Source organism: Flavobacterium sp. M31R6 (assembly GCF_013284035.1).
In the GTDB taxonomy this organism is placed as follows: domain Bacteria; phylum Bacteroidota; class Bacteroidia; order Flavobacteriales; family Flavobacteriaceae; genus Flavobacterium.
The window spans coordinates 483,748-496,719 of the sequence record NZ_CP054141.1 but is presented as its reverse complement, the minus strand read 5'-3'; the positions used below and the strand labels follow the sequence as shown (position 1 = coordinate 496,719).

Sequence of the window (12,972 nt, the reverse complement as noted above, 5' to 3'; positions counted from 1 at the left end):
TAAATCAAAAGGTAAAATATTTTAGTACATTTGTGCGTATTACAAAAGTTAATTACAGTAGTATATATCAACTATGAAAAGAATACTTATCACCGGAGCGGCAGGATTTTTGGGATCTCATTTATGTGATCGTTTTATCAAAGAAGGTTATCATGTAATAGGAATGGATAATCTCATCACGGGTGATTTAAAAAATATAGAGCATTTGTTCAAATTAGAGCATTTTGAATTTTACCACCATGACATTACCAAGTTTGTACATGTTCCGGGAAAGATAGATTATATCTTGCATTTTGCTTCGCCTGCAAGTCCTATAGACTATCTTAAAATTCCAATTCAAACTTTGAAAGTGGGTTCGTTGGGAACACATAATTTATTAGGCCTGGCAAGAGTAAAAAAAGCAAGGATTCTTATAGCTTCTACATCCGAGGTTTATGGAGATCCTCTAGTTCACCCTCAGACTGAAGAATATTACGGAAACGTAAATACAATTGGGCCAAGAGGGGTGTATGACGAAGCCAAACGTTTTCAGGAATCGATCACGATGGCGTATCATACCTTTCATGGAGTAGAAACCAGAATTGTTCGAATTTTCAATACGTACGGACCAAGAATGCGACTCAATGATGGGCGAGTTATTCCTGCGTTTATTGGACAAGCCATTCGTGGAGAAGATTTAACTATTTTTGGAGACGGAATGCAAACCCGTTCATTTTGTTTTGTGGACGACCAAGTAGAGGGAATTTTTAGACTATTGCATTCAGATTATGTATATCCGGTAAACATTGGTAATCCAGATGAAATCACCATCAAAGATTTTGCAGAGGAGATTATAAAATTAACTGGGACGAATCAAAAAGTAGTTTATCATCCATTGCCAATAAACGATCCTTTGCAACGTCAACCCGATATCACCAAAGCGAAAGAATTACTTGGGTGGGAAGCCAAAGTAAATCGTGCCGAAGGAATGAAAATTACGTATGATTATTTCAAATCATTATCCAAAGAAGAATTATCGAAAGAGGAACATAAAGATTTTTCTAAGTATATCAATTAGTGAAAGCTAAAACAGGAAGATATTCAGGTTACATCAGACCCTTTTCGCGCATTTTGGACTTGATAATTATCAATTTCCTTGCTGCACATTTTTCCGGTATTCCAGTTTTTCAAGATTTTTACGCTCTTTTTATTAGTTGTGCGTGGTTTATTATTGCTGCCAATTTAGGTTTTTACGAGGTCTATAGATACACTAAAGTAATTGCTATTTTGAACTGCACTTTGAAGCAAGCTGTCGCTTTCACAACGTGTTGTCTAGCCCTTGCTTATTTTTACCCAGAAAGATATAGTTTGTCTACAATACTATTATTCACTATAGGATCGGTAGCGCTGGTTCTTGGTTTTAAATTATTTATTTATTTTTTTTTAAGAAAGTACCGAATTATATTTGGTGGTAATTTTAGAACAGTGGTTCTTGTAGGCAAGGAAAAAAGCACTAATCCTTTGCAGCAATTTTTTGAGGAAAATCCAGATTATGGATATAAATTGATAAAAGTTTTTGATTTAGAAAGCCATAAATCAGAATATCTTGAGGAATGTTTCCAATTTATTTTAGACAATAAAATCGACGAAATTTACTGTTCTATGACTGATTTGTTAAGTAAACAAATAGAAGATTTTATATTTTTTGCAGATAATAATTTGAAAACACTTAAGTTTATTCCAAATCAAAAGCAATTACTTTCTTTAAATTCAGTTTTCGAATATTATGATTACATTCCAGTAATTTCGCAAAGAACAATTTCGCTTGACGAATCCTTACATAAAATCATCAAACGCATTTTTGATGTTGTTTTTTCAACGATAATCATATTGGGTATATTATCATGGTTGACACCCATTTTGGCCATTATTATTAAAATAGATTCCAAAGGGCCATTATTTTTTGTTCAAAAAAGAAATGGTTTGAATAGCAGGGAATTTAATTGTTTTAAGTTTCGATCTATGGAAATAAATGAGTTGGCAGATATTGAACAAGTCTCTAAAAATGATGCAAGAATCACAAAAGTTGGTAAGTTTATCCGAAAAACAAGTATGGATGAATTGCCGCAATTTTTCAATGTTTTATTGGGAGATATGTCTGTAGTTGGGCCAAGGCCGCACATGGTAAGCCATACCAATATGTATGCAGAGCGTATTGATAAATTTATGGTGCGTCATTTTATAAAACCAGGCATAACGGGCTTGGCACAAACCAAAGGGTTTCGTGGAGAAGTTGAAACAGACAACGATATTATAAACAGGGTGAGGTATGATATTTTTTATATAGAAAAATGGTCCCTTTTGTTGGATTTTAAAATCATTTTCAACACCATTTATAATACTTTAAAAGGTGATAAAAAAGCATATTAAAACACCTCCTTATTGATTAAATTTTTAATTTGAAAATCGAGATTAAAATGATTTTCGGCATAATCAAAAACTTGTTTTTTTAACATTTGAATGGGTTCTTTCCCTGTTTTTGAGATTTCGATTAAAGCAGTATTTAAACTTTCAAAATTTCCAACCTGGGCAACCCAACCTAAATTATTTTCTTTCACGATCGCTTCTCCTTCACCACCACCAAAATAAAGCACAGGAAAGCCCAATGCCCCATATTCGAATATCTTTGAAGGAACAGAGCCATAAATTCTTGTTTTCAACGGAACAATAGCAATATCAAAAGTTTGGAGTTTCTCATGTAGAATATTGCGCTCCAACATTCCATGGAAGAAGATTTTTTTCTCAGGATTTTGTTTGATTAGATCCTCGATTTGTGTTTTTTCTGCACCATCGCCAAAAATGTGCAATTCGATGTTGACATCTTGCAATTCAATTTTTTGGCATAATTCGAAAACACCTTGTGCTAAGCCCAACAGTCCAGCATAAAATATTTTTATGGGCTCATTTTTATTGGTTGTAAAATGCATTTCCGTAGTTTGATGTTCGGGAAAATTGCGGTACAAATGACATTTTTTTTCTGGAAAAAAAGAATGAATGTGAGTGATAATTTCGTTAGATTGACCGAATATTAAAGTTGCTTTTGAATATATAAATCGTTCAAAAAATAAAGAGACTTTATGTGAAAAACTTCCTTTTTTCAGTGCTTTCAATTCAATAGCTGCCAAAGGCCATAAATCAGAAACGTTCAGGATTATCTTTTTTCGCATTAGCGAAAGTATCAAAACTGAGACAAACGACAATAATAAAGGAGGCGATTGAACGACAACTTTATGTGGTGTTTTTTTGAACAATAAATAGAAAAAAAGCATAGTAGAAAACGACAAAACCGAAAGCGTTCTTTTGAAGATGTTTTTACTAACACTCGGATAGATCCAAAGCCGTTTTACGGTAATATTCTGAAGATTTTCCGTTACCGAAAATTTTCCTTTGTATTCAGGAAATAATTCCCCTTTTGGGTAATTTCCCAGCGGACAAAGAACGGAAACTTTGTAATTGTTTTGATTTAACTTAAGCGCCAATTGCTCAATTCTATTGGCGGCAGCCCCTTTTTCGGGTGGATAATAATTCGATATGATGAGGATTTCTTCCATTATTTTTGAAGCAGGATGTCAATTATTCTTTCAGAGGCTTTTCCGTCCCAAAGTTCTGGAATTCCAGCTTTTTTTCTTCCATTTTCAAGAAATTCTCCAAATAGGTCTTTCAAATTTTCGATTGAAGTCCCTACTAAAGTATTGGTTCCAATGCTTTGTGTTTCGGGTCTTTCGGTGTTGTTTCGCATCGTAAAACAAGGAATTCCCATAACGGTAGTTTCTTCCGAAATTCCACCAGAATCAGTAATAACGGCAAAACTATTTTTGATGAGATACATAAAATTTAGATAACCTTGCGGCTCGACAAAAAGAATGTTTTTCAATTTCAAATTTGTTTCTCCCAAAATAGCTTTTGTTCTTGGGTGAATGGGAAAAATTACTTTTTTGTCATCAGCCATTTTATCAATGCCTTGGAGTAATTGAATTAAAGATTGTTCTTCATCCACATTTGATGGGCGATGTAGGGTAAGAATGATATAGTTTCCATTTTCCAATTGGAATTTATCCCAAAAAAGTGGTGCGGAAATTTTGTTTAAATTTTGATATAAAGTATCAATCATTACGTTGCCCACAAAGTGAATATTGGTTTCATCAACACCGTATTTTAATAAGTTTTCGGATGCTGAGGTTGAAGTGGTAAAGAAATAATCGGTGATGCTGTCGGTAACGATTCGATTGATTTCTTCAGGCATTGTCATATCACCTGAGCGAATTCCCGCTTCGACGTGAGCGACTTTTATGTTTTGTTTTTTGGCTACAATAGCGCAAGCCATTGTCGAATTTACATCGCCAACCACTAAAACTAAATCACAAGGATTTTGCAATAATTCTTTTTCAAAAGCTACCATTATGGCACCGGTTTGTTCTGCTTGCGAACCACTTTTCACCTCTAAATTACTGTTGGGTTTAGGAATATTTAATTCTTCAAAAAAAGTATCGCTTAGGTTTTTATCATAATGTTGACCGGTATGTACCAATCGATAAGAAACGTTTGCCCCTACATTCTGCTTTTTTTCAATTGCTTTGATAATGGGTGCAATTTTGATAAAATTGGGTCTCGCGCCTGCGACTATGGTGATTTTCATTATGCTATTTCTTTAATTAACGAAACAAACTGTTTCAATTTCCCACTTTTGCTTCGCTCCAGTTTTTCTTTTCTAATGAATGTAAAAACGAGCCCTTTTTCCAAATATAACGCAATTGCGGCTTCAATTTTTTGAATTTGTTCCAAATTCAATTCGATTCTGCTAACATATTCAATGTCAAAAGTATCGATTTTAGTTTGTTTGATAACAAATTCTTTTACATTGCCGTCGTCTTCTATTATACTTTTGGTTACGTAATAAAAAGTCAATCCAGGCGATTTTTTACCGCTTGGCAGAATAGCAACATCATTGGTTCTGCCAATTAATTTTTTGAGAATGGGTTTTTTCAAAGTGCTTTTTTCGTCCAATATCCCAATGTCGCCAATATCGTATCGGATAAATGGATGTGCTTTGTTGTACAAAGAAGTTATGACGACACGACCTTCTTTTCCGTAAGGCAAAACAGTGTTGTTTTCGTCCAAAATTTCCACAAATAGCGTTTCCGAATTGACTTGCCATTCTCCTTTAGGATTTTGAAAAGCAATCAAATCCAGTTCCGAAGCTCCATATTCATTGACAATTGGAATGCCAAATTGTTTTTCTAACAGGATTTTGTCTTCGTCAAAAAGCATTTCAGAAGTTACTACACAAACTGTCAAAGTCGGACAAATAGCTTTTAAAACAATGTTTTTTTGTTGTAAAAATTTGGCAAATAAAACAATTGAACTCGTATAACCATTGATGTAGTCGATTTTTTTGGTTTTAAAATCATTTAAAAATCGCTCTAAAATTTTATCGGATAAATTGAATATTGGAAATCGATACCGGTGACTTAAAAAATCTTTGAATCTTTCTTTTCGGTTCCCAATAAAATCTAATGGAATTCCGTAAAAACGAGCTTGATAAGATGTATTAAAATCAATCCCGTGCCAACCAAAACGATTGATGATGTTTGCCCAGGTTAAGGCGTGCGAAAATTTGTCTTTGGCAAAAATAAACGGATCACCGCTTGAACCAGATGTTTTATTGATATAGACATTATTTAAAGAAAACCCATTTGAAAGCCTTTCTATTAAGGGTTTTTGAAAGTTTTTCTTGGTCATTATAGGCAAATCATTCCAATTATTGAAAGAGGATTTATCAACAAGTTTTTGATAGGAGGAATTATTTTTTAAATGAAAATTGACAATTTCCAATTTTTTTTGTTCAATGAATTGACCGTATTCTTCCTCTGGAATGGCAATTATTTTTTGCAATTCAGACTTGGCTTCCTTCATTGGAAAACCGTTTATTTGAAGTGTTAAGTCGAATATTTTGAACATCGGAAGAGAAATTTTGTCAAAAATAATGTTTAGCCACAACTATTGATGATTTAGTTACAACTTTTTGACATATAATTATTTTTTACGTTCAAAAGCAATTATTTTTGCACCATCTGTCAAAAGACAGCAATGCAACTAAATAACTACATCATGAATATTTTACTATTAGGATCAGGAGGAAGAGAACATGCTTTTGCTTGGAAAATGATTCAAAGTCCACTTTGTGACACCCTTTTTGTAGCCCCAGGAAACGCTGGAACTGCTCAAATTGCAAAAAACATTGATATCAGTGCTACTGATTTTGACGCCATAAAAGCATTGGTAATCAAGGAAAATATAGAAATGGTAGTTGTTGGGCCCGAAGATCCTTTAGTAAAAGGGATTTATGATTTTTTCCTAAATGATCAAGAGTTAAAGAATATTCCGGTAATTGGGCCTTCAAAAATTGGGGCAACATTAGAAGGAAGCAAAGAGTTTGCCAAAGAATTTTTGATGAAACACAAAATTCCAACAGCAGCTTATGATAGTTTTACTGCCGCAACTGTTGAAAAAGGATGTAAGTTTCTAGAAACATTGCAACCTCCGTATGTATTGAAAGCAGATGGTTTGGCTGCAGGAAAAGGAGTTTTAATCATTCAGGATTTGGCGGAAGCAAAATCTGAATTAAGAAATATGTTGGTAAACCAAAAGTTTGGTGCAGCAAGTTCGAAAGTAGTGATCGAAGAATTTCTTGATGGAATAGAATTGAGCTGTTTTGTGTTGACAGACGGAAAAAGCTATAAAATTTTGCCAACAGCCAAAGATTACAAACGCATAGGCGAAGGTGATACAGGTTTGAACACAGGCGGGATGGGAGCAGTTTCTCCAGTTCCTTATGTTGATGCTGTTTTGATGGAAAAAATAGAAACACGCATAGTAAAACCTACCATCGAAGGTTTTCAAAAAGACGGAATTCCATATAAAGGGTTCGTGTTTATTGGACTGATCAACGTCAATAACGAACCAATTGTTATCGAATACAATGTAAGAATGGGAGATCCTGAAACCGAGGTTGTTGTTCCAAGATTAAAATCGGATTTAGTTGAATTGTTTTTGGCTGTAGCCGATGAAAAGTTGGATGAATTCAACCTGGAAGTTGACGAAAGAAGTGCGACTACAGTTATGATTGTTTCTGGTGGATATCCTGAAGATTTTGAAAAAGGAAAAGTAATTACTGGATTAGAAACAGTTACTGATTCTATTGTTTTTCATGCAGGAACCAAATTGGATAACGGAAATGTGGTAAGTAATGGTGGAAGGGTAATGGCTATTACTTCTTATGGAGATAATTTTCAAGAAGCTTTAGATAAATCGTATAAAAATGTAAATCAATTGCATTTTGACAAAATGAATTTCAGAAAAGACATTGGATTTGATTTAATCTAAAAACAAAAAAACACGAATTGAACTTATAATTATGTTCAATTCGTGTTTTTGTTTTATTTGATAATGAATTTATTTATCCAAGAAAGAATGAGCTGTTGTGTCTTGAAACTCTTCTCCATTTTCTTTATGTAATTTCAATTGTTTAATCCAATAAACTATAGCAACTGAACAAATAATCATAAAGATCCAGTTGATAGTATTGGCACCAAACCATGTTTTTAGCTCTAATGAACGTAAAAAGTCTAAAGGAGCGAATAAAATGTTTACAAATAAGTATTGTATTCCTTCAAAAAATGATGTCATAATGTATCTCTTTTATTTTATTATTTTATGTTTTGGAATTTAGAACGGCAAAAAACAAATTTTCTATTGAATCTTTTTTAATCTTGTCCCATTCCTTTTTAAACAAGTATTATATTTACAGTCACAAAAGTATAAAATATCCTTATGATAACAAGTGTTTTTAAAAAATCTACACCATTAAATTTTTCTTTGGTGATTATTTTAATGCTGGTTTTCTTTTTTCTATATCAAATTCAAGATGTGACTTGGACAAATTCTGTTATTTCTATTCTTCAAAAAACAGGATTAGTGTTGATTTTATTGGGATCTATTTTCCTGAGCAGTTTTATTTCAAAACGCAATGGGTTGAGTAGAGACAGTACTTATACTGCTTTTTTTTATTTTTTATTTTTGCTTTTTTTCCCAGATTTATTAGATAACACAAATCTGATTCTTGCCAATTTTTTTATTTTATTGGCTATTAGGCGACTTGTTTCTTTACAAACTTTAAAAGAAACAAAAGAGAAACTTTTTGATGCGTCATTGTGGATTTTTATAGCGGCTTTATTTCAATTTTGGAGTATTTTGTATATTCTTTTGGTTTTTATATCCGTAATATTCCACGTTTCCAGAGATTATAGAAACTGGGTTATTCCTTTTATTGCCCTTTTTGCAGTATCAATTTTATTTGTTTTATGCTCCTTAATTTTTGAGATACACAGTATTGCATTTTTACTGGAAAAAAGCAAAATCAGTTTAAGTCTTGACTACTTTACCAATAATTATCAAAATGCAGCTTTTTCTATTTACGCCACAATAGCTTTGTTTTTTGTAATATCAATGTTTACTACGTTATCTAGCAGACCTTTAGTATTATTGTCTTCTTATAAAAAAGTAATTGCTTCGTTTTTTATTGGAATTTTAGTTTTTGTTTTATCAGCCAATAAAAGCAATGAATTATTGGTCTTTACTTTTGCGCCATTGGCAATAATGGCGACGTCCCATATCGAGATATCACAACCAAAATTAAAAGAAGAAATTGTTTTGTTTGTCCTTTTGGCTTGTAGTTTTTTTACTTTTTTCTCTCAATTATAGTTTATCTCCATAAGCCAAATCTCCGGCATCTCCAATACCAGGAACAATATAACTTTTGTCATTGAGTTTTTCGTCCAGAGAAGCGATCCAAAGATGGCAGGTGTCAGGTAAATTTTGTTTTAGATGCAAAATTCCTTCTGGAGCAGCAATAATCACGGCAATATGAAGCTCTTTTGGAGTACCTCTTTCCATCAGTTTATTATAAACAGCCACAATAGATTGACCAGTTGCCAGCATAGGGTCTACCAACAAAACATTTTTCCCGTTAATATCAGCAATAGCTTGGTATTCTACCAGAATATCGAAGAAATCATCATGGTTTGGATGGTGCCTATAGGCCGAAATAAAACCATTTTTGGCACTGTCAAAATAGTTCAAAAAGCCTTGGTGCAAAGTTAATCCTGCCCTTAAAATGGAACATACAACTAGTTGATCTGCAATTTCAGTTGTTTTTTTAACGCCAAGAGGAGTTGTTATCTCAATATCTCTGTAATGAAAAGACTGACTCATTTCATAAGCCATAATCTCTCCAATGCGTTCAATATTTCTGCGAAATCGCATACTGTCTTTTTGAACTTCGATATTCCGAATTTGGCTCAAAAAGTGGTTAAGCACACTGTTTTTTTCTGATAAATAATGAATTTCCATGGAGTTGTTATTAGAAATTTAATTTGTGGAGTTTTTTTTATACTATCAAAAGTATAAAAAGTATCTTTGTATTTCTAAAATCATAAGATATGTTTTCAAAATTAGCTTATTCAGTATTTGAGCAAAGTATAAAAGATTATCACCAATTTGATAATGTTGACCAGCCTATAAATAATCCTTTTCCAAAAGATAAATTCGAACATTTGTTGTATCTAAAAAACTGGATAGACACTGTGCAATGGCACTTTGAAGATATTATTCGTGACCCGAACATTGATCCAGTTGCAGCTTTGACTCTAAAAAGAAGAATCGATGCTTCGAATCAGGAGCGCACCGATATGGTTGAATATATCGATAGTTATTTTCTTCAAAAATACAGCCATGTTGCTGTTAAGAATGATGCAAAAATCAACTCAGAAAGTCCAGCTTGGGCTTTTGACAGGTTGTCTATTTTGGCACTAAAAATTTATCATATGAATGAAGAAGCAACTCGTGCAGAAGCTTCACAAGACCATAGAGACAAATGTCAAGCCAAATTAAACATCCTTTTGGAACAAAGATCTGATTTGTCAATGGCAATTGATGATTTATTGAAAGACATCGAAAATGGCGATAAATTCATGAAAGTGTACAAACAAATGAAAATGTACAATGATGATGAATTGAATCCTGTTTTGTATCAAAATAAAAAGTAGTTTTTTGGCAACTAATTTGTCTCCAAAAATTAAACATATAGCCGTCATGAGACTTTCCGCAATGGGGGATGTCGCCATGACGGTTCCTGTTTTACGTGCTTTTGTGAATCAATTTCCAGAAGTAAAAATCACGGTAGTTTCCAGACCTTTTTTCAAACCTTTTTTTGAAGGAATTCCCAATCTCTCTTTTTTTGATTTTGATGAAAAAGAAAGACATAAAGGATTCTTGGGGCTTTGTAAATTGTATCAGGATTTAACAGCGTTGAATATTGATGCTTTTGCTGATTTGCACAATGTGCTTCGTTCAAAAGTAGTACGAACACTTTTTGCTGTAAGCGGAAAAAAAATAGCTTCGGTTGATAAAGGAAGAGACGAGAAAAAAGCCCTGACAAGTGCCGAAAATAAAATTTTAAAACCATTGACCACAATGTTTGAAAGACACGCGAAAGTGTTTGAACAACTTGGATTTTCCTTGGATTTAACCAATCCAATATTTCCTAAAAAAGCCATTTTGGATTCGCAGATTCTGAATTTAATTGGAAATTCGCAACAAAAACTTATCGGGATTGCTCCTTTTGCGCAATACGATTCCAAAGTATATCCTCAGGATTTAATGCAGGAAGTAATTGATGTTTTAGCATTAGATAAAAACAATACCATTTTGCTTTTTGGTGGAGGAAAAAAAGAAGTCGAAGTTTTGAATACGTTAAGTTCTGGCAAAGAAAATGTCATTAATATGGCTGGAAAAATCAAGTTTCCACAAGAATTGCAATTGATATCTAATCTTGACGTAATGCTTTCTATGGATTCTGGGAATGCCCATATTGCCGCTATGCTTGGGGTAAAAGTTATTACGCTTTGGGGCGCTACTCATCCTTATGCCGGATTTTCCCCTTTCAATCAACCCTTGGAAAATGCCTTGGTTTCGGATAGAAATTTGTACCCAAAATTACCAACATCTGTTTACGGCAATAAAAAAGTGGAGGGTTATGGAGATGCCATGCGAACTATTCCTGTTGAGAAAGTAGTTTCCAGTATTCAAACAAAGCTTTTATAATAGAATTTTGTTCTGTCCAACAATGCACAAAAAAAAGACAATTTTCGTTGTCTTTTTCATTTCATTTTTTGGCTTGTCTTTGATTAAGTAAAAATTAAGCAACTAAGTTATATTCTCCATTCAAATCAAGAAGAAAATAACCCATTATTTTCTTTTTGCTTCTATCTACAACAATTACAACAAAATTATTATCTTTTTCGGTAGATAGTAGAATGTGTTCAAATTCCCCTGTAGAATTATGATAAATTTTATATATCAGTTCCTGTTCTTTAATTTTTTTCGATAGAATTTTGATCGATTTTAATTTATCTACATAAGGCCAAATATTAAAAATAATCACTTCTGCGGGTGTTATTTCTTCCATTTTCCCAGTCATTGTAGAATTGTATTTTTCTTTTGTAAGCAATTTTGGTACTTTTTTATTTCTCGATTTTTTAATTATTACGATGGCGCACAAAAAAGCTGTTATCGCAAATAGCGAAATAAAATGCAGGTGGATGTGGTGGTGGATTGTCATGGTATTTAGTTTTTTATTAAACTTACTGCAACAATGTAAATTAGAGATTTATCAAACAAACCTATCCAAAATTAGGGATATCAAGATTAGTCTAATTTATTTTACTAATATAACAAAAAAACAACCACTTATAAAATAAAAAACTTCTCTGAAAAGAGAAGTTTTTACTATCATTTAAACTATTTTAAACATCATCATAATCAACTCGAATAGTTGGAGTGGTTGGATGCGCTTGACAAGTCAGGATTAAACCTTCTTCAATTTCGCTGTCGGTAAGGATAGAATTTTTCTTCATTAAGGCTGCTCCAGATGTTACACGAGCCAAACAGCTGCTGCAAATACCTCCTTGACATGAATAAGGTGCATCAATTCCTTGTTTTAGGGATGCCTCAAGAATGGTTTGTTTTTGTGACATTTCGAAAGTTGTCTCATCATCATCGACCATAACGGTAATTTTTGAATGTCCAACTAATGCCTCTTCAATGGTGTTTTCATGTGAAGAGGTTTTGAAAAGTTCGAATTTTATCGCCGAATCTCTCACGTTTTTTTCTTTCAAAATACCTGAAACGGTATTTATCATTTCTTCTGGACCACACAAGTAGAATTTTTCAAAATCCAATGCTGCATGTTTATTGTTCAAGGCAAAGTTTACAACGGATTTGTCAATTCTACCGAACAAAGTATTTTCGACATTTACTTGACTATACACATAATGTACAAAAAGACGACCTACATATTGCAGTTGTAAGTCGTGTAATTCTTGATGAAAAATGGTTTGTTCGGGAGATTTATTTCCATAAACCAAGACAAATGAACTTTTAGGTTCGCCTTTCAAAACCGATTTTATAATTGATAAAACGGGAGTAATTCCACTACCTGCCACAAAAGCAATATAATTTTTTTGACGATCAATTTCGGGTTCAAAAATAAATTTACCTTCAGGTTTTCCTACTTCTAGAACATCACCCGCTTTTAATTTGGTGTTTGCAAATTGAGAAAAAACACCGTCTTTAACTGCTTTAACCGCAATTCGTAATTCACCGCTTCCAGGAGCTGAGCAAATTGAATAGGCACGACGAATTTCGACATTGTCTAATGTCAGTCGTAAATTTATATATTGACCAGCAATGAAAGTATAATTGGGTTTTAATTCTTCAGGGACATTAAAAAGTATCGAAACGGCATCTTTGGTTTCGCGTTTTACTTCTTTTACAATCAATTTTAAAAAGGATGGCATAGGAATATTTTTTTGCAAA

General features: G+C 33.0%; 13 protein-coding genes. 6 read left to right on the top strand and 7 right to left on the bottom strand.

The features are described 5' to 3' along the window. Positions 1 to 73: 73 nt before the first annotated feature. Both HQN62_RS02070 and HQN62_RS02065 read left to right on the top strand, forming a co-directional pair. A complete protein-coding gene (locus HQN62_RS02070) occupies positions 74 to 1,057 on the top strand; it encodes a UDP-glucuronic acid decarboxylase family protein (protein ID WP_116796627.1) in 984 nt (327 codons plus the stop codon). After that, positions 1,057 to 2,409, top strand: coding sequence for an exopolysaccharide biosynthesis polyprenyl glycosylphosphotransferase (locus tag HQN62_RS02065; protein ID WP_116796628.1), 1,353 nt, complete (start codon positions 1,057 to 1,059; stop codon positions 2,407 to 2,409). The genes HQN62_RS02070 and HQN62_RS02065 overlap by 1 nt, the downstream gene beginning before the upstream one ends. On the opposite strand, the gene HQN62_RS02060 is transcribed toward HQN62_RS02065, so the two are convergent. From HQN62_RS02060 to HQN62_RS02050, 3 genes are read right to left on the bottom strand one after another with little or no spacing between them, the layout of a single operon-like run. Beyond that, a complete protein-coding gene (locus HQN62_RS02060) occupies positions 2,406 to 3,590 on the bottom strand; it encodes a glycosyltransferase family 4 protein (RefSeq protein WP_116796629.1) in 1,185 nt (394 codons plus the stop codon). The two genes, HQN62_RS02065 and HQN62_RS02060, sit on opposite strands and share 4 nt — an antisense overlap. Continuing rightward, on the bottom strand, positions 3,590 to 4,675 hold the full coding sequence (gene wecB, locus HQN62_RS02055) for a non-hydrolyzing UDP-N-acetylglucosamine 2-epimerase (protein ID WP_173503129.1): 1,086 nt from the start codon (positions 4,673 to 4,675) through the stop codon (positions 3,590 to 3,592). Before wecB ends, HQN62_RS02060 begins: the two co-directional genes overlap by 1 nt. After that, on the bottom strand, positions 4,675 to 5,997 hold the full coding sequence (locus HQN62_RS02050) for a phenylacetate--CoA ligase family protein (RefSeq protein WP_173503128.1): 1,323 nt from the start codon (positions 5,995 to 5,997) through the stop codon (positions 4,675 to 4,677). Before HQN62_RS02050 ends, wecB begins: the two co-directional genes overlap by 1 nt. A 150-nt stretch (positions 5,998 to 6,147) precedes the next feature. Here HQN62_RS02050 and purD point away from each other — a divergent pair, with 150 nt between their 5' ends. Then, the gene (gene purD, locus HQN62_RS02045) at positions 6,148 to 7,422 is read left to right on the top strand and encodes a phosphoribosylamine--glycine ligase (RefSeq protein WP_173503127.1); all 1,275 of its coding nucleotides are present in this window, start codon (positions 6,148 to 6,150) and stop codon (positions 7,420 to 7,422) included. A gap of 69 nt (positions 7,423 to 7,491) precedes the next feature. On the opposite strand, the gene HQN62_RS02040 is transcribed toward purD, so the two are convergent. Then, positions 7,492 to 7,725 carry a DUF6341 family protein gene (locus HQN62_RS02040; protein WP_116796632.1) on the bottom strand — a complete coding sequence of 78 codons (234 nt, stop codon included), beginning with the start codon at positions 7,723 to 7,725 and terminating at the stop codon, positions 7,492 to 7,494. A gap of 144 nt (positions 7,726 to 7,869) precedes the next feature. Here HQN62_RS02040 and HQN62_RS02035 point away from each other — a divergent pair, with 144 nt between their 5' ends. Further along, positions 7,870 to 8,799: a DUF6427 family protein gene (locus tag HQN62_RS02035; RefSeq protein ID WP_173503126.1), complete on the top strand. Its 930-nt coding sequence runs from the start codon at positions 7,870 to 7,872 to the stop codon at positions 8,797 to 8,799. Here the strand turns inward: HQN62_RS02035 and upp are convergent. Beyond that, positions 8,794 to 9,447, bottom strand: coding sequence for a uracil phosphoribosyltransferase (gene upp, locus HQN62_RS02030; RefSeq protein WP_173503125.1), 654 nt, complete (start codon positions 9,445 to 9,447; stop codon positions 8,794 to 8,796). The genes HQN62_RS02035 and upp overlap by 6 nt on opposite strands. Positions 9,448 to 9,536: 89 nt before the next feature. On the opposite strand from upp, the gene HQN62_RS02025 reads away from it, so the two are divergent. Both HQN62_RS02025 and HQN62_RS02020 read left to right on the top strand, forming a co-directional pair. Continuing rightward, entirely contained in the window at positions 9,537 to 10,142 is a 606-nt protein-coding gene (locus HQN62_RS02025; RefSeq protein ID WP_116796635.1) for a DUF4254 domain-containing protein, read from the top strand. A 46-nt stretch (positions 10,143 to 10,188) separates the two neighbouring features. Next, entirely contained in the window at positions 10,189 to 11,199 is a 1,011-nt protein-coding gene (locus HQN62_RS02020; RefSeq protein ID WP_173503124.1) for a glycosyltransferase family 9 protein, read from the top strand. A 94-nt stretch (positions 11,200 to 11,293) separates the two neighbouring features. On the opposite strand, the gene HQN62_RS02015 is transcribed toward HQN62_RS02020, so the two are convergent. Beyond that, positions 11,294 to 11,605, bottom strand: a complete 312-nt coding sequence (locus tag HQN62_RS02015) for a hypothetical protein (protein WP_243412090.1) — start codon at positions 11,603 to 11,605, stop codon at positions 11,294 to 11,296. Positions 11,606 to 11,900: 295 nt separating this feature from the next. Beyond that, entirely contained in the window at positions 11,901 to 12,953 is a 1,053-nt protein-coding gene (locus tag HQN62_RS02010) for a ferredoxin--NADP reductase (RefSeq protein ID WP_173503123.1), read from the bottom strand. Between the last annotated feature and the right edge of the window lie 19 nt (positions 12,954 to 12,972).